We start from the raw sequence: 16,117 nt of genomic DNA, 5'->3' as shown, positions 1-16,117 counted from the left end.
AACACTTAACGCAGCTGCTCCTTCAAAATCTCCATCTCCACGGGCGGGGCTACCTTTTCATAAAGCACCCGGTACGCCGCCGAGGTAATGGGCATGTGCACCTTCAGTTTCTTGTTGAGCTCGTAAATGCTTTTCACGGCGTAGTAGCCCTCGGCTACCATGTTCATTTCCAGTTGAGCTGATTTTACGGAATAGCCGCGCCCCACCATGCCGCCAAACGTGCGGTTACGCGAGAACTGCGAGTAGGCCGTCACGAGCAAGTCGCCGAGGTAGGCTGAGGCCGACAGGTCGCGCGGCTGCGGATTGATGGCCTGCAAAAAGCGCCGGATTTCCTGCACCGCGTTGCTCACCAGCACGGCTAAGAAGTTGTCGCCGTAGCCCACGCCGTGGGCAATGCCCCCGGTGAGGGCGATGATGTTTTTCATCACCGCACAGTACTCAATGCCGTCGAGGTCGGTGGCCGGATGGGCGCGCACGTAGCGGTTGCGCAGCAGCTCGCAAAACTCCAGGGCCAGGTCCGCATCGGGCGAGCCGATGGTGAGGTAGCTCTGCTTTTCCAGCGCCACTTCTTCGGCGTGGCACGGGCCGGCAATCACGCCCAGCTGGTTGCGGTTGAGCCGAAACCGCTCAGCCACGTAGTCGGTCACCAGCTGGTTTTTGGCCGGAATCATGCCTTTAATGGCCGAAATCACGCGCTTGTGCTTCAGGGCATCGCGGTCCAGCTTGTCCAGCACCGACTGCACAAAGGCGGCGGGCACGGCCAGCACCACCCAATCGGCTTCTTCGATGGCTTCCTCTAAATCGGTGGTCGGGTACACGCGGTTCAGGTCGAACTGCACGGCCGAGAGGTAGCGCGGGTTGTGGCGGGTGCGCAGCAGGTGCTGCACGTCGTCTTTCGAGCGCAGCCACCAGTCTACCCGGGCCCCGTTTTCACTCAGGATTTTGGTAAGGGCGGTGGCCCAGGAGCCGCCGCCAAGCATGGCAATTTTTTCCAAGAGAACAAAGGCTTAAAAAGCAACAAACTCCCCTGCTGGCTGCAGCAAGGGAGTTTGTGCTCTAGTTCAAATTACTTATTCGCGTCCGGGTCTTCCTTCAGCGCTTCTTTATTAAGGCTTTTGGCGTCCTTGATGTCCACCACCGCTCCATCTTTCAAGGTTTTGGCCACGGCCCGGAAAGGCCCGCTCACGACCTGCGCCCCGGCGGGCACCCCGCTGAGAATCTCAATATTCTGAAAATCGCTGATGCCGGTCTTCACGGGGGTAAGTACGGCCTTGCCGTCTTTCACGACGAACACCACCTCCTGAATTTCAGCTTTGGGGGCGGCTCCCGGCGTTTCGGCGGTAGCAGTGCCCCGGCCGCGGTTCGAGCTCACACCCGGGCCACCCTTATCGTCGCCCTTCGCCGAAGCAGAGTCGGAGCGGGTAGTAACAGAAGCCAGCGGCACGCTCAGCACCCCGGACTTTCGGTCGGTGATGATATCGACCGAGGCCGTCATACCGGGCCGGAAAGGCACGATGGTTTTCTTGCCCACGGTGCGCAGCAAGTGCTTGTAGCTCTCGGGAAGCAGGCGGATGCGCACTTCAAACTCGGTCACGGCCTCGGCGGTGAGGGCGTCTTTGGCCGTATTGGCAATGTTGGTGACAAGGCCCTTGAATTTCTCATTCCGGTTGCTGTAGGCGTCCACGTCCACGTCCACCGAGTCGCCGATGCTCACGTTGTTCACGTCGTTCTCGTTCACGTTCACGCGCACCTCCATGTTGTTGAGGTTGGCAATGCGCATGATTTCGGTGCCCGCCATTTGGGTGGTGCCCACTACCCGCTCGCCCTTTTTCACGTTGAGCTTGCTTACGGTGCCGCTCACGGGCGCATAGATGGTGGTTTTGTTGAGGTTTTTGCGGGCTTCCTCCAGCGAGGCCGACGCCGCGCTCACGGTGCTTTGCGAAGCGCGAATCTGCTGGCGGGCGCTGTTAATTTCTTCCTGCGAGGCGTTGTACGCGGCCTGGCTGGCTTCGTAGTCGGCCTGCGAAATCACCTTCTGCTTATACAGCGAGGCATTGCGGCGGTAGGTGAGCTCAGTTTGCTTGGCGCTGGCCATCAGCTGCTGCAGGCGGGCCTGGGCTTGGCCCACGTTGGCGCGCTGGGTGCCCACCTGGGCGCTTTGCATGGCCACTTGGGCTTGGTAGTTATCGGGCCGGATGCGCAGCAGCAGCTGGCCTTTGCGCACCGAATCCCCTTCCTGCACATACAGCTCAATAATTTCGCCCGATACGTCGGGGGAGATTTTCACTTCCGTTTCGGGCTGCACCTTCCCCGAGGCACTTACTTTCTCCACGATGTTGGTCGGGCCGGCTTTGGCCACCAGCACCTCCACCCCGGCTGGCTTGCCAATCCAGCCTCGTTTTTTTGCCACGGTGTAGCCCACAAGTGCCACCAGTACGACGGCGGCCAGGATATAGAGTAAACGGTTGTTTTTCATTTAAATGAAGGGGTGAATTAGCAAAACGGGGAATGAGGGAATGTTGAGGTAGCGGGTAAGCGTGGTCACCCATTCGCTCAGGCCCCACTTACAGGGACAGTGGCTTGCCCTGGTAGAAGTCCAGCACCTTGCGGCGGAAGAAAAACTCGTACTTGGCCTGAATCATGTCCGATTCGGCGGCCGTGAGGTTGTTGCGGGCAATGTTGAAATCGGTACCGTTCAGCAAGCCGTTGTTGAAGCGGATTTCCGCGTTGCGGAAGGCCAGCGAGAGGGCCTCCACCTGCCGGGAGCTGGCAGCAAAGCGGCGCTGAGCCGCCAGGGCATCGGCATAAGCCTGCTGAATGGACTGACGCACCTGCAGCCGGGTTTGCTCGGCCCGCAGCTCTACTTGCTGCACGTTCACCTGGGCGCGCTGCACTCCTACGCGGCTTTGCAAGCCATTAACGATGGGTATGTTAAGACTGAACTGCAAAAACTCACCCCGGTTATCGGCCAGCTGGTCGAAGAAGTTGTAGGGAAGCTGCTGAAAGGTCGTCTGGGGGCTTAGCAAGACGTACGGCGAGGGCGAATAGCCCCCCGGGGCGGTGGGGTTCACCTGAAGGACCGGCACAGCAATGGGTTCGCCAGTAACCCGCAGCTGCTGGGTGCGCACCGACGAATAACCGGTTTGCACGCCACCCGCCATGGTTAGGCGGGGATAGTAGGCGCCGCGGGCAATGTCGATGCCGCGCCGGGCGCTTTGCACGCGCAAGTCAGCGGCCTTGATTTCGGGCAGGTTCTGGCGAGCCAGCTCAAAGGTGGCGTTGGGGTCCATGTCCTGGCCCGTTGCGGCAGCAAAGGCCGTGGGGTCGGGCAGCACGGGGGCCACCACCTGGAAGCGGGCGGCGCCGGCGGGGTCTAAGTTGAGCTGCTGCACCAAGGCCAGTTGGGCCAGGTCGCGCTGGTTTTGGGCCGTTACGAGGGTGCGCTCTTCGCCGGCAAGCTGGGCGCGGCTGTCGAGCACATTGCCTTCGGCTACGGCACCGGCCCGCAGCAGCTTTTCGCTGCGCGACACCTGCTCGCGCACCGTGCTCAGGCGCGCTTCGGAGGCCCGAATCAATTCCTGCGCCAGCAGCAGCTGCAAAAACGACGAAGCCACGTTCAGCGACAAATCGTTTCGAGCCTTCACGATGTCCACCCGCGCGGCTTCGGCGTCGAGCACGCCTTGCTTCACCGTGTTTCGCAGCTGAAAGCCCGAAAACAGGGTTACCTGCGCACTGGCCGTGAAGTTGTTGCCGCGTACGTTCACCGCCTGAAACTGGTTGGTGAACGGGTCTTTGTTGGTACCGAAGCTGAACGTCTGGCTGCCATTGAGGCCGGCCGTGGGCAGCAGCGCGGCGCGTTGCAGGCGCTGGGTGGCCTCCTGCTGCTGGGCCGTTAGCTCACTTTGCCGCACGCTTAGGTTGTGGGCCAGGGCGTAGTCGACGGCCGCTTGCAGGGTCCAGGGGCCGGCGGGCGTGGGCTGGCCCGCCAGCGCCGAGGCGGGCGGTGAAGCCGGGGTTTGGGCCCGGCCCGGTACTGCCAACAGGCAGCCCAGCACGAAAGAGGCAGCGAAAGGAAACCCGGTTGTGTTCATAAAGGGGGTAAAACCGCGTAGAAAAAAACAGTTTGCTGCAAAGTAAGGCAGCCCTAATCCAAAGTGGGAATGTAGGTGATGCGCTGCACCCAGCTGAGTTGACGCAGATAGGCCAGCGTTATTTCTTTGATGGGGCTGTCCATCTCGATAAACTGCCGCGCAGCATCGTTGCGGCCCTTGCGGCTCACAAACATGGTGGCGATGTTGCACTGGTCGTGGGCAATGACCGACGCGATAAAGGCAATGGAGCCGGGCACGTCGTTGGCATCGATGATGAGCGTGTGCAGCGCGCCCGAAAAGTCGGAAGGAAACCCATCGACTTCCACTATGCGGATGACGCCGCCGCCCCGGCTTTGGCCCACCACTTCCACGCGGTGGCCGGTGCGGCCATCCAGCAGGTTCAGCTTGATAGTATTGGGGTGCATGGTGGAGGCGTTGCCCACGCTCTGAAACTTATAGTTCAGGCCGGCCTCCTGGGCGTGGTCGAACGCCGTGCGAATCCGAATGTCATCGGGCGCGTAGCCCAACAGCCCGGCCACGATGGCCCGGTCGGAGCCGTGGCCCTCGTAGGTCCGCGCAAACGAGTTGTAGAACGTGATGACGGCCTCGGTGGGCACGGCGCCCAGAATGCGAATGGCGGCGCGCGCTATCCGCACCACCCCGGCCGTGTGCGACGAGCTGGGCCCAATCATCACGGGCCCAATCATATCAAAAATGCTGGATTTTTCAGCCATGTACTTGCACCTGCCTAACGGTTGTGAGGCTAAAAGTAGCGGATTTGCGCTTTACCGGGTCTTGCGGCAGTTTTAGCATTGGGCGAAGCAAAAGCACACTTCCCACCGGCTAAAAATACCGGCACCCGGTTATTTGAGGACAAAGATGCGCCGCAACCGGGCTAGTTGCGTTTTGTTTGGAAAAGGGCCGGGATGCGCCCTGCCTAACCTGGGTTATTTGCCGATATTTGCCCTTGCCCCACCCAGGCATTTCCCTCCCACCTCACCCCTCTTTTTCCATGTCCCCTCATCCCACCCAGGAGGAGTTTTCTCCGGCTGTGCTCGCCCAGCTGCGCCGGCTGCAGGAGAAATACGCCCCCGACGGCCAAGACCTGGCCGCCTACCTCGAAGGCCTGTACCACGCCAAGTACATCAACTACTGGGACTACATCGAGCTCGACACGCTCCTCTCGCTGCAGCGCCCGCTGACCAACCTGCCCGACGAGCGGATTTTTATCATGTACCACCAGATTTCGGAGCTGTACTTCAAGCTCTGCCTCTGCGAATACGAGCAAATCGGCGACCTGGCGCAGCCCACGCTGGGCGAAGTGGTCTTGCGTCTTGGGCGCATCAACCGCTACTTCGACAACCTCATCGACTCATTTGATGTGATGGTTGACGGCATGGACAAGCAGCAGTTTCTCGATTTCCGCATGGCGCTGATGCCCGCTTCCGGGTTTCAGTCGGTGCAGTACCGCATGATAGAAATTGCCAGCACCAGCCTCGAAAACCTCACCGATAAGGCCAAGCGCCAGGCCCTGGGCGAGGCCTCAGCCCACGACTACGACCAGCTGCTGGGCTGCATTTACTGGAAAGCCGGCGCCACCATTGAAGCCAGCGGGGCCAAAGCCCTCACCTTAATAGAATTCGAGCGCAAGTACACGGCCGACCTCGTGCGCCACGCCGCCGCCTTCCACGACCGCAACGTGTGGGCCGTGGTGCAGCGCCTGCCCGAAGAAGACCGGCACCACCCCCGCCTGCTGCGCGCCATGCGCCAGCTCGACGTGAGCGTAAACGTGAACTGGCCGCTTATGCACTTCAAATCGGCGGTGCGCTACCTGCAGCGCAACCCCACCGACGTGCCCGCCACCGGCGGCACAAACTGGCGCAGCTACCTGCCGCCCAAGTTCCAGCGCCGCATTTTCTACCCCCAGCTCTGGACCGAGCAAGAACTGGCCGACTGGGGCAAAAGCTGGGTGGAGAAAGTATTAGAAGAAGGCGTTCGGGCTTAGCCCAACTTTCGCCATTCAGCTTTGACAATCTTCAGAAAAGCCGCTACACCCAGGTGCGGCGGCTTTTTTAGCGTAGTAGCCAGTGGAAATACGGCGGCTCTATAGCTACCTGCCACCAGCCAGCCGTACACACTCAGCGGGCGACCGCTGGCCGCCTTCCGTCCAAACAATCCTACTTATGACCCATACCGACCAAAAAAGCATTGACGATGCGCTCGAGCACCTGCGCAACCTGCACCACAACGCCTCCAGCATGTGGGACAGCGACACCCTTGCGACGTTTTACTACAGTGTCATCGGGGGCACCATTGCCCGCAATGGCCCAGAAGTAGCGCAAGCGCTGTTGGCGACCCTTACCGAAGTGTATACCAGCACCGCCAAATCGCACGTGGAATTGGGGCAGCTGACCAAAGGCTTTGCTTCAAACCCAACCCAGCAGCCCGACCAGCCCCAGGCTTAGCTCCCGCCCAAAGCTAGCAGGGAAGCCCAACGCCTGAGGCTGTGCTTTTCAGGTTCTTGTTAGGAGTGCGTGGGGGTATGGCCGCTCCTTCTAAAAATCAGATAGGCCACTATCATGATGACAAAACCCGCCGGAATATACAAGAGGCCACCCTGGCCGGTTTGGGTCCAGCTCCACCAGGCTACCATTCCTGCAACCACCATTACGGTCATGAGAAACATAACCCATCCCCAGGATAAGGGCCGCGAACTATCAAGCAATTTCATGGCAAAGGCGAAAAGAGTGTAGGTAAAAAGCCTGAGTTGAGCCAATCCGGGGCCTTAATCTAACGGCGAGGAATTACGCCGATGTCCTAGCGCCCCAATAAGCGGGATAACCCATTGACAAAAGACCCTTTGGCTCTCCCCAAGATACTGTGCAGCCACCCCAAAAGCAATGGAGGAGCTTAGGTTTCTTTGGGCTACCGGGCATCGGGCAGGCACTTAAGTGTGCTTACATTTTTCGGGTGGCAGTAGAAAGCCAGCCCCACTATGCCTAGAGTGGCAGTGGGGCTGACTTCACACGGCAATCCGTCGGCAATTAGTCTTCCATCATCCCGGCATCCCGCGTGTCGCCCATGCGCCAGTACACCAGCAGCGACAGAAACGCGCAGCCCGTCACGTACCAGTAGAACCACTCTTCTACCCCCCGATTCTTGGCCAGCAGAGCCACGTATTCGGCCGTACCACCAAAAATGGCGACCGTGAGCGCAAACGGCAGCCCCACCCCCAAGGCCCGGATGGACGTCGGAAAAAGCTCCGCCTTCACCACGGCGCTGATGGAAGTGTAGCCGCTCACCACAAACAGTGCCGCAATGAGCAGGCCGGCGGCGGCCCAGGCATTGTGGGTGTGGGCCAGCAGGCGCAGCAGCGGCACCGTACCCAGCGTGGCTCCAATCCCAAACATCATAAGGACGGGCCGCCTGCCCACCTTATCCGATATGGCGCCCATCAAGGGCTGGAATAATAACGCGACGGCCATTACCCCGAAAGAAATGAGGGTGGCCTGCTCCTTGCTGAACCCCGCGGTGTTGACCAGGAATTTCTGGGCATAGGTGGTGAACGTATAAAAAGCCAGCGTGCCGCCCATGGTGAGGCCCACCACCGTGAGCACTGCCCGCGGATGCTGCCGGAGCAAGTGCATCTGGCCCCGTGATGGAGCCCGGCCCTCTCCTTCCGCATCGGCGGCCACCACGCCCAGCTGGTGCTGCTCGAAAGCCGCCGTTTCGCCCATGTGCGTCCGCAGGTACAGCGCGCCCATAGCAGCCACCGCCCCAATCACGAAAGGCACGCGCCAGCCCCAATCGCCGAGCTCGGCGGGCGTGAGCAGCCGCTGCAAGCCCAGCTGCACCACCAGGGCCAGCAGCTGCCCGCCCATCAGGGTCAGGTACTGAAAGCTGGACCAAAACCCGCGGTGCTTGGCGCCGGCCATCTCGCTGAGGTAGGTAGCCGAGGTGCCGTACTCGCCGCCCACGCTGATGCCCTGCACCAGCCGGGCGAGCAGCAATAGCGCCGGGGCCGCCACCCCAATGCGTGCATAGCCAGGTGTGGCCGCAATGAGCAGAGAGCCGCCAGCCATCAGCCGGACCGATAACAACAAGGCCGCCCTTCGTCCGTGCCGGTCGGCATAGGCGCCGAGCAGCCACGCCCCAAGCGGCCGCATCAGAAAGCCCACTGCAAAAATGGCCGCGGTGTTGAGCAGTTGAGCCGTGGGGCTGCCCTTCGGGAAAAACACCGGCGCGAAATACAGCGCGAAGGCTGAGTAGGCATACCAGTCATACCATTCCACCAGGTTGCCAATAGAGCCACTAACGATGGAGCGCAGGCGCGAGATGGTGCGGGAAGTAACGGGAGCTGAAGCTGTCATGCGGCAAATAAACAGAACGGATTCGCGTCGGCGCAGTCCCTTCATGTGGTGGGTTGCGCGTCTCAGCTTTCCAAATCCCCCGCAGCGCCGCAGCTTAACTTTGTGTGTTCACAGCCCAAGTTGAGCCGAATTCCTAAAGGATAGCCACCTTTCTTATTACACAAATGTTAAAACAAGAATTAGAGGTCCTCCTTGCCCCCGAAGTAGCTTTTGATGAGCTGGCGCGCTATGAAGCCATCTTGCAGCAGGCAGGGCTTCAACCCGGCGAGGCCGATTTTGTGCATTTAAAGCGGCGCTCAATAGATGCCCGCGGACGCCAGGCCATGGTGCGGCTCCGGGCCGACGTGTACCAATCTGCACCACCTGCCGACTTATTTGGGCCTTGGTTTGTTTATCCAAATGTTAAAACATCCACTCGTACTACTATCATAGTTGGAGCAGGCCCAGCTGGATTGTTTGCGGCCTTGCGCTGCATTGAGCTAGGTATAAAACCCATCGTGCTGGAGCGCGGCCTCGACGTTCGCGCGCGGCGTCGCGACCTCGCGGCTATCAACAGAGACCAGGTTGTTAACCCCGATTCTAATTACTGTTTTGGTGAAGGTGGTGCTGGCACTTATTCCGATGGCAAGCTTTACACCCGGGCCACCAAGCGCGGCGACGTAGGCCGGGTGTTGCGCCGCCTGGTGCAGCACGGCGCCACCCCCGACATTCTCGTGGATGCCCACCCCCACATCGGCACCAACAAATTGCCGGCGGTAGTGCAGGACTTGCGCGAAGCCATTATTGAAGCCGGCGGGGAAGTTCGTTTCGATACCCGCGTAACCGACCTCATTCTGGAAAAGGACCGCCTGCGCGGCGTGGTCACGGCCACCGGCGAAGTGCTGGAAGCTGATGCCACCATTCTGGCCACCGGCCACTCCGCCCGCGACATCTACGACCTGTTGTACCGCCGGGGAGTGCTCATCGAAGCCAAGCCCTTTGCCCTGGGCGTGCGGGTGGAGCATCCGCAGGCGCTCATCGACCAGGCCCAGTACCGCCGGGCCGAGCGGGGCCTGCTACCCGCGGCTTCCTACTCGCTGGTGCACCAAACCGAAGTGCGCGGCGAGCAGCGGGGCGTGTTTTCATTTTGCATGTGTCCCGGTGGGTTTATCGTGCCGGCTGCTACGGCCCCGGGTGAAGTGGTAGTAAACGGCATGTCGCCCAGCCGCCGCGACTCCCGCTTTGCCAACTCTGGCATTGTGGCCGCCGTGGAGCTGTCCGACTTGGACGTGAAGCAGTATGGCCCCATGGCCGGCCTGCAATTCCAGCAGGAAATTGAGCAGCGGGCCTGCCGCATCGCGGGTGGCACCCAACACGCACCAGCCCAGCTTCTCGGCGATTTTCTGAAGGATAAGCCGTCGAATACACTGCTCGAAACTTCTTACCAGCCCGGCCTGGTGTCGGTGCGCATGGACGATGTGCTGGGGCCTGTACTAGCCGAGCGCCTGCGCCAGGGCTTCCGGGACTTCGGGCGCAAAATTCCTGGGTATGCCACCAACGCCGCCCAGATTGTGGGTGTAGAAAGCCGGACCTCAGCGCCGGTGCGCATTCCGCGCGATAAGGACACCTTGCAGCACCCCGTGGTGGCGGGGCTGTTTCCATGCGGCGAGGGCGCGGGCTATGCCGGCGGCATCGTATCGGCCGCCATGGATGGCGAGCGGTGCGCCGAAGCGGTGGCCGCGCTGGTGGGCCGGTAGCGCAGGCAGCTTGCTTGAGCTAGTTTAGGTCGGGTGCCCACGGTTGGGCACCCAGGCGGGCTAGTACGTGGTGAACCATATTGTCGCAGCGGGGTCCGAGATAGGCGAAGGCTTGCTGGGGGGCGAATTGAGCCAGCTGGTTTCGGAGCCGTTCGCGGGCCCGCAGCAGCCGCACTTTTACGTTGGCTTCGGTGAGATGAAGGGCGTCGGCGGTTTCGTGCACGCTCATTCCTTCCACTTCGCGCAGCACAAAAACGCTCCGATACATTTCGGGCAGTGACTCTACGGCGGCTTCCAGGGCTTCGCGCAGCTCTTCGTTCAGAAGATTCTGTAAGGGCGTGGTGGCCGCGGTGCGTTGGTCGGGCGCGTCTTCGGCTGTGTCGTCGTCCAGGTCCACGAGGCGCTGCTGGCGGCGGCGGTCCATGAGGCATTCGTTGAGCATGATGCGCGTGAGCCAGGTCGGGAAACTGGCGCGCTCTTCAAACTTAGCCAGTTGCTCGTAGGCCTTTACCCAGGCATTCTGCATGGCTTCTTCAGCGGCCGCGGGGTGGCCAAGCATGGCAATGCCGGTGCGGTACAGGCGCTGGTTGTAGCGGCGCATGAGCAGCTCAAAGAGCTTCTTTTCACCCGCCAGCACCCGGTGGATGACCTCAGAATCGGTAAGCGGAACGAAAGGCATAACGGCCAGGGGCGGAATCATGGGGCGAAAATTGAGCTACGCGCGGCATCGCGCGGCGACAATGGTTGGATGCAAATTCTTCCAAAAGGTTACAACTTCCATTGGCCCACCGCTCCTGTAACCCCAGCCCCGGGCCGTGCATCTAATGGCAACAAACCATTTAACCCCTAGCGCCATGCAACCTTCTGCAAATTTCCCCTATAGCCAGCAACGCACCCAGCCGACTTCCAGCGCCGCGTACTCCGTTGCCCGGGCCCTGACCTTGACGTACGGCGTCGTGCCCATCGTAGCGGGGCTTGATAAGTTCACGAACCTACTCACGAAGTGGGAAGCCTACCTCGCCCCGGGCATCGTAAAGATGTTGCCCGTTCCGGCCCACACGTTTATGATGATTGTGGGCGTCATTGAAGTTATCGCCGGCATTCTGGTGTTTGCCCGGCCGCGGATTGGGGCGTGGGTCGTGATGGCCTGGCTGCTGTGCATTGCCGCCACCTTGATAATAGGCGGTCATTATTATGATGTGGCCGTGCGCGACGTGGCCATGGCTGTGGGCGCGTGGTCGCTGGCCCGCCTGAGCTCCGCTCCCGAGAGCCATTCGTAACTCCCCGGCCCCTAAGGCGGTTGTTGCGTACAGATAAGCCCGTCTACATTTCACTTATCCCAACGCTTCGCCCGCTCATGGAATCCAATAAGAAAACCCTCGTCCTCGGAGCTTCCGATAATCCCGCGCGCTACTCCTTTCGCGCCGTGCACATGCTCAAAAACCACGGCCACGACGTAGTGCCCGTGGGCATTCGCAAAGGCCAGGTTGCCGGGCTCGACATCCACACCGACCGGCCCACCGATGGTGACATCGACACCGTGACGCTCTACGTGGGCCCGCAGAATCAGCCCGCCTGGTACGACTACATTCTGGACCTCCAGCCCAAACGAATTCTATTCAACCCCGGCACGGAGAACCCGGAGCTGCAGCGCCTGGCCCGGGACCGTGGCATCCAGACCGAAGAAGCCTGTACGCTGGTTCTGCTTTCCATTGGGCAGTATTAACACGTCACGATATTAATAATAAAAAGGCCCTGGCAACAATTGCCGGGGCCTTTTTATTTAATTAGGCAACGCCATGTTCCAGCCAGCACCGGGCATTACTGAAACCTGAGCCATATCTCCAGGAGAAAACGCGGCTGTATCGGTTCGGACATTGATGGTGGTCTCTGAGAGGGCAACTTGGACCTCGTAATACCCCCCGAAAAACCGAACAGCGGCCACGGTACCATTCAGCCCACCTCCGGTGGCTGGCCCAAGCCGCAGCTGTTCCGGGCGCACCATGAGCTGGGTTGTCAAGGCTTTACGCTTGGGTGTGGGGGCCAGGGCCTGGCGGTCAGCGCCGCGCAGCAGGTTGTAGCCGCCGAACAGCGCGGCCGTGTACTCGTTTACCGGCTGCTGGTAGATTTCCTGAGGCAAGCCTTGCTGAATGATGCGGCCGCGGTGCATCACCAGGATTTCATCGGCCCACGACAGCGTATCGGCCGCGTCGTGCGAAACCAGTAGGCAGGTGATGCCCAGGCGAGAACCCAATTCATCGATGATTCCCTGCAGCACACGCTTGTGCATGCGGTCCAGGTTGGAAAACGGCTCATCGAGCAGCAGCAGTTGGGGCGAGCCGAGCAGCAGCCGCGCCAGCGCCACCCGTTGCTGCTCGCCGCCGGAGAGCTGGTCGGTGCGGCGTTGTGCTAAGTGGTCGATGCGGCACAACTCATACAAGGCTTGGGCTTCTGCGGCGGGGCGCTTATTGGCGTAGCGCAGCACTTGCTCCACCCGCAGCGAGTGCGGCAGCGCAGAGTTCTGCGCGAGGTACGCCACGCCGGGGTGGCCGGGCACCAGCGTCTCGGCCGGGCCGCGCACCCGGCTGCCATTCACGCGCACTTCGCCGGAATTGGGCTGAATAAGGCCGGCTATTATTTGCAGCAAGGTGCTTTTGCCGGTGCCGGATTCACCCGCCAGCGCGATTTTCTGGTGTGGCTGTTGCGTGAAGCTAATCTGCTCCAGTACGCGGTGGCCGTGTTCTTCCAGGCCAATGCCGGATACTGCTAGCAAAGCCATGCGGGCCAAATTGAAGGATGGGGCGGAAAGGGCAGCAAGTAGTTGGGGATTTCGGGCAGGCGGTGTGAAGTGGCGCAAGCTACGCAAGCCCAGCGGTTACCATGGAGCATGGAGGCGCTGGTTTGTTCGCTTAAAGGCTTACTAGATTAGCTCAATTTCCAACAAAACCGCTTTTCAAAGAGCCTTTTAGCGCTTTCCGTAAAAAAAGCAAAGTGGGCAGGCAACCATTATTCCTACTTTCGCATCTACCGCGTCGATTCACCAGCTCTTCTGCCTTTTGCCCACTCTTACCGTGACGACCGAAGCCGACCTCATCGCTGCCTGTGTGCGGGGCGAGCACCGGGCCCAACGCCAGCTCTACGACCAATTGGCCGGGCTCATGCTCACCGTGTGCCGCCGCTACCTCAAGCGCCGCGAAGACGCCGAAGAAGCTTTGCTCCTGGGCTTTGCCAAGATGTTTCGGGCCCTGCCCAACTACCGGTTCGAGGGCAGCTTTGAGGGTTGGGTGCGCCGTATCATGGTCAACGAAGCGCTGATGCAGCTTCGCCAGCGCGAGATGATGACGGTTTCGTTTGAAGATTTTCAGCAGCCCGAAAACCTGGCCACCACCGCGGCCACCGCTGACACCCAGCTGCAAGCCGAAGACCTGATGAGTCTGCTCACCACGTTGCCCGCCGGCTACCGCACCGTATTCAACCTCTACGCTCTGGAAGGCTATGGCCACCAGGAAATTGCCGAGCTGCTGGGCATCTCCGAAGGCACCAGCAAATCGCAGCTGAGCAAGGCCCGCGCCATGCTGCAGCGCCGCATTCAGTTTTCTGCCATCGCTAGCAATTAGTATTATGCCTCCTGAAGATATCGACGACTTATTCCGCGACCGACTGGACGGCCATACCACGCCGCCCGGCGATGCACTCTGGGCCCGGCTCCAAGCCCAAACGCCCCCCGAACCCGCTGCCGACGCCAATGCCGAGCGGCTGGACCTCCTGTTTCAAAAAGGGCTTAACACGCACCGCACCCCGCCCGGCCGCGAACTCTGGGAGCGCCTTGAAGACGAACACCTGCGCCCCAAAAAGCGCCGGGCCGCCGCCTGGTGGCCCATGGCCGTAGCCGCGGCCCTGGCGCTGCTGCTGGTAGCCGGCGGCGCCGGCCTCTGGCTGGGCTTCCCCCTGCGCCCCGCCCAAACGGGTTCGGTGGCTTCCCAACAGCAGGCAAGCTCCGACCAGCCGGCCCTAAACCAGCCCAATAACACCGATGCCACTAAAGCAACTCCCGGCGTTCCTGCTACTGAGCAAGAAGTGGTAGCAGCTGCCGAGCCAAACCACACCCCCGAATCCACACTGCTAACGCCAGCAGAAAAAAATATAACAAGCCAAGCAACCCGCCCCGAAGCTCTTGCATCTACCGCACCAAAGGCCAGGATGTCAGCCCCCGGGCAGTCGCCTCGCCACCTGATGGAAACCAGCCGGCAGCCGGACGCGGCCACCGCTCGGCTTCCCCTCGTGGCCCGTGCCACGGCTCGCGCCGCCTCCCATCCTACCCCGCCCCGGCCCACCGCTGCTGACGAGCAGCGGCCCACTAATGAGCAGGAACGGGTGCTGGCCCTGAACCCCAAGCCTGCCCCCGCTGCGGAAATCGTCCCGGCTAGCTCAATTCCTAATCATGCCGTTGCCACGGCGCCTGAGCTCATCACGGTAGAAGTGCGCAATGGCGGCGAGCCCGCGGTAACTCCCAGCAAGCTCACCGCCGTGGCCATGGCTACCGAAGCTCCGTCGGAGCGGCGGCGCCTGGGCGGCCGGCTGCTGCAACAGGCCGGCAACCTGGTGCGGGGCGAGCGGGTCAGCCTGGCCGAAGTCACCGGCCTCCCCGAGAATGTGACCGTGCGCGCCACCGTGGCCGGCCACAGCCTCACCAAATCCATTCAACTCTAACCTCTCTTTTTCCAGAAACCATGCAACGCTCTTTTCTCTCCTTTTCTCTGCTGCTGCTCATGCTGCTAGGCGGGCTGAATGTGGCCCGCGCCACCAGTTTAGGCCCTAATGTCCTGATGAAGGACACCATTGTGGTGCGCCTGCCCAATCAGGCCACCCTCACGCTGGTGGTGCGCGACGGCGCCCAGCTGCGCCAGATGAAAAACTACCACCTCGACTCCCTGACGTCGCGCCTGGCCGGCTACATTGCCCAAGCCGAGCTGGCCGCTAAAAATGCCAGCACCGACCAGGTCACCATGCAGTTTTACCCCGACAAAGACCAGCCCGGCAAAAACCTGCCCGAGCAAATCCGCATCACCACCCGCAAAAAAACGCCCAGCAACAACCGGGTCGACGTGATGCTCAACAAGGCCTTTGGCGTAGTCGTGACTACTGACCAGGACGGCTCGAAGTCCTACAATACATCGGAGGGAAAATCGAAAGAGCAGCGCCAGGCCCACCGCGACTCCACCCGCCTGCGGAATATTGAGCGCAAGCACACCTCGAGCAACCTCATCTTTGACCTGGGCCTGAACGCCTTCGTCAACCAGAAGCAGTACCTCAGCCCCACCGGCCAGCCCGAAGCCGTGGACCTGCGCACCGAAGGCTCCCGCTACGTAAACCTCGGCTGGGACTGGGACACGCGCCTCGGCGGCAAGCACAGCCCCGTGAGCATCACGGTGGGTCCCCAGTTCGCCTTCAACAACTTCATGCTCAGCGGCAACAACAAGTGGGTGAGCGCCAACGGCCGCACCGACGTGGTGCACGAAGCCGACAGCCGCCAGCTCCAGAAAACCAAGCTGGCGACGTCCTCAATCAACCTGCCCCTGATGCTGCGCCTTCAGCTACGCGACTCGCATTACAAGGAGACGTTCACCATCGGCGCGGGCGGCTTCATTGGATACCGCATCAAGTCCTGGACCAAGCTGAAGTATACCAACGAAGGCACCGTGTACAAAGACAAGGAAGACGGCAGCTACAACATGGAAAACTTCCTGTATGGCCTGCAAGGCACCATTGGCTACGGCAGCATGGAGTTCTTCGCCAAGTACAACATGAACCAGCTGTTCAAAACCAACGCCGGCCCCGACACCCAGGTGTTGAGCTTTGGCATCCGCCTGTTTGGCAACTAAGCCCAATCTAATTCAAAAGTAAAAGCCCCAGCTCAACG

16 protein-coding genes are annotated in these 16,117 nt (G+C 60.9%); 8 read left to right on the top strand and 8 right to left on the bottom strand.

From position 1 onward, the window contains the following. Window positions 1-5: 5 nt before the first annotated feature. From LJ738_RS07670 to sdaAB, 4 genes are all read right to left on the bottom strand, one after another. Window positions 6-995, bottom strand: coding sequence for an NAD(P)H-dependent glycerol-3-phosphate dehydrogenase (locus LJ738_RS07670; protein ID WP_227785751.1), 990 nt, complete (start codon window positions 993-995; stop codon window positions 6-8). Between the two features lie 71 nt (window positions 996-1,066). Beyond that, window positions 1,067-2,476, bottom strand: coding sequence for an efflux RND transporter periplasmic adaptor subunit (locus LJ738_RS07665; protein ID WP_227785750.1), 1,410 nt, complete (start codon window positions 2,474-2,476; stop codon window positions 1,067-1,069). Window positions 2,477-2,564: 88 nt separating this feature from the next. Further along, window positions 2,565-4,091 (bottom strand): TolC family protein, encoded by a 1,527-nt coding sequence (locus LJ738_RS07660; protein WP_227785749.1) that lies wholly within the window; start codon window positions 4,089-4,091, stop codon window positions 2,565-2,567. Between the two features lie 53 nt (window positions 4,092-4,144). Then, window positions 4,145-4,825 carry an L-serine ammonia-lyase, iron-sulfur-dependent subunit beta gene (gene sdaAB / locus LJ738_RS07655; protein ID WP_227785747.1) on the bottom strand — a complete coding sequence of 227 codons (681 nt, stop codon included), beginning with the start codon at window positions 4,823-4,825 and terminating at the stop codon, window positions 4,145-4,147. Between the two features lie 278 nt (window positions 4,826-5,103). Between sdaAB and LJ738_RS07650 the strand changes: the two genes are divergently transcribed. Together LJ738_RS07650 and LJ738_RS07645 are read left to right on the top strand one after the other, a co-directional pair. After that, entirely contained in the window at window positions 5,104-6,096 is a 993-nt protein-coding gene (locus LJ738_RS07650; protein WP_227785740.1) for a tryptophan 2,3-dioxygenase family protein, read from the top strand. 178 nt (window positions 6,097-6,274) lie between these two features. After that, window positions 6,275-6,556: a hypothetical protein gene (locus LJ738_RS07645; RefSeq protein WP_227785739.1), complete on the top strand. Its 282-nt coding sequence runs from the start codon at window positions 6,275-6,277 to the stop codon at window positions 6,554-6,556. A 59-nt stretch (window positions 6,557-6,615) separates the two neighbouring features. Here the strand turns inward: LJ738_RS07645 and LJ738_RS07640 are convergent, their stop codons facing one another. Both LJ738_RS07640 and LJ738_RS07635 read right to left on the bottom strand, forming a co-directional pair. Further along, window positions 6,616-6,777: a hypothetical protein gene (locus tag LJ738_RS07640; RefSeq protein WP_227785738.1), complete on the bottom strand. Its 162-nt coding sequence runs from the start codon at window positions 6,775-6,777 to the stop codon at window positions 6,616-6,618. A 358-nt stretch (window positions 6,778-7,135) separates the two neighbouring features. Further along, window positions 7,136-8,461, bottom strand: coding sequence for an MFS transporter (locus LJ738_RS07635; RefSeq protein WP_227785737.1), 1,326 nt, complete (start codon window positions 8,459-8,461; stop codon window positions 7,136-7,138). Window positions 8,462-8,625: 164 nt separating this feature from the next. On the opposite strand from LJ738_RS07635, the gene LJ738_RS07630 reads away from it, so the two are divergent. Continuing rightward, entirely contained in the window at window positions 8,626-10,197 is a 1,572-nt protein-coding gene (locus tag LJ738_RS07630) for an NAD(P)/FAD-dependent oxidoreductase (RefSeq protein WP_227785736.1), read from the top strand. A 19-nt stretch (window positions 10,198-10,216) separates the two neighbouring features. Here the strand turns inward: LJ738_RS07630 and LJ738_RS07625 are convergent, their stop codons facing one another. After that, window positions 10,217-10,897 (bottom strand): RNA polymerase sigma factor, encoded by a 681-nt coding sequence (locus LJ738_RS07625; protein ID WP_227785735.1) that lies wholly within the window; start codon window positions 10,895-10,897, stop codon window positions 10,217-10,219. A 154-nt stretch (window positions 10,898-11,051) separates the two neighbouring features. Here LJ738_RS07625 and LJ738_RS07620 point away from each other — a divergent pair, with 154 nt between their 5' ends. Together LJ738_RS07620 and LJ738_RS07615 are read left to right on the top strand one after the other, a co-directional pair. Further along, window positions 11,052-11,477 (top strand): hypothetical protein, encoded by a 426-nt coding sequence (locus tag LJ738_RS07620; protein ID WP_227785734.1) that lies wholly within the window; start codon window positions 11,052-11,054, stop codon window positions 11,475-11,477. Window positions 11,478-11,554: 77 nt separating this feature from the next. Beyond that, the gene (locus LJ738_RS07615) at window positions 11,555-11,923 is read left to right on the top strand and encodes a CoA-binding protein (protein ID WP_227785733.1); all 369 of its coding nucleotides are present in this window, start codon (window positions 11,555-11,557) and stop codon (window positions 11,921-11,923) included. Between the two features lie 57 nt (window positions 11,924-11,980). On the opposite strand, the gene LJ738_RS07610 is transcribed toward LJ738_RS07615, so the two are convergent. After that, complete coding sequence (locus LJ738_RS07610; protein WP_227785732.1) at window positions 11,981-12,976, bottom strand: ABC transporter ATP-binding protein; 996 nt, start codon at window positions 12,974-12,976, stop codon at window positions 11,981-11,983. A gap of 277 nt (window positions 12,977-13,253) precedes the next feature. Between LJ738_RS07610 and LJ738_RS07605 the strand changes: the two genes are divergently transcribed. The 3 genes from LJ738_RS07605 to LJ738_RS07595 are packed head-to-tail and all read left to right on the top strand — an operon-like array spanning window position 13,254 to window position 16,079. Then, window positions 13,254-13,814: an RNA polymerase sigma factor gene (locus LJ738_RS07605; RefSeq protein ID WP_227785723.1), complete on the top strand. Its 561-nt coding sequence runs from the start codon at window positions 13,254-13,256 to the stop codon at window positions 13,812-13,814. A 4-nt stretch (window positions 13,815-13,818) separates the two neighbouring features. After that, the gene (locus LJ738_RS07600; protein WP_227785722.1) at window positions 13,819-14,907 is read left to right on the top strand and encodes a hypothetical protein; all 1,089 of its coding nucleotides are present in this window, start codon (window positions 13,819-13,821) and stop codon (window positions 14,905-14,907) included. Window positions 14,908-14,927: 20 nt separating this feature from the next. Beyond that, entirely contained in the window at window positions 14,928-16,079 is a 1,152-nt protein-coding gene (locus LJ738_RS07595; RefSeq protein WP_227785721.1) for an outer membrane beta-barrel protein, read from the top strand. Window positions 16,080-16,117: the final 38 nt, after the last annotated feature.

This window comes from Hymenobacter plasmatis, from assembly GCF_020711255.1.
Taxonomy (GTDB): domain Bacteria; phylum Bacteroidota; class Bacteroidia; order Cytophagales; family Hymenobacteraceae; genus Hymenobacter.
The sequence above is the reverse complement of the archived record's forward strand: the minus strand, read 5'-3'. Positions and strand labels throughout refer to the sequence as shown.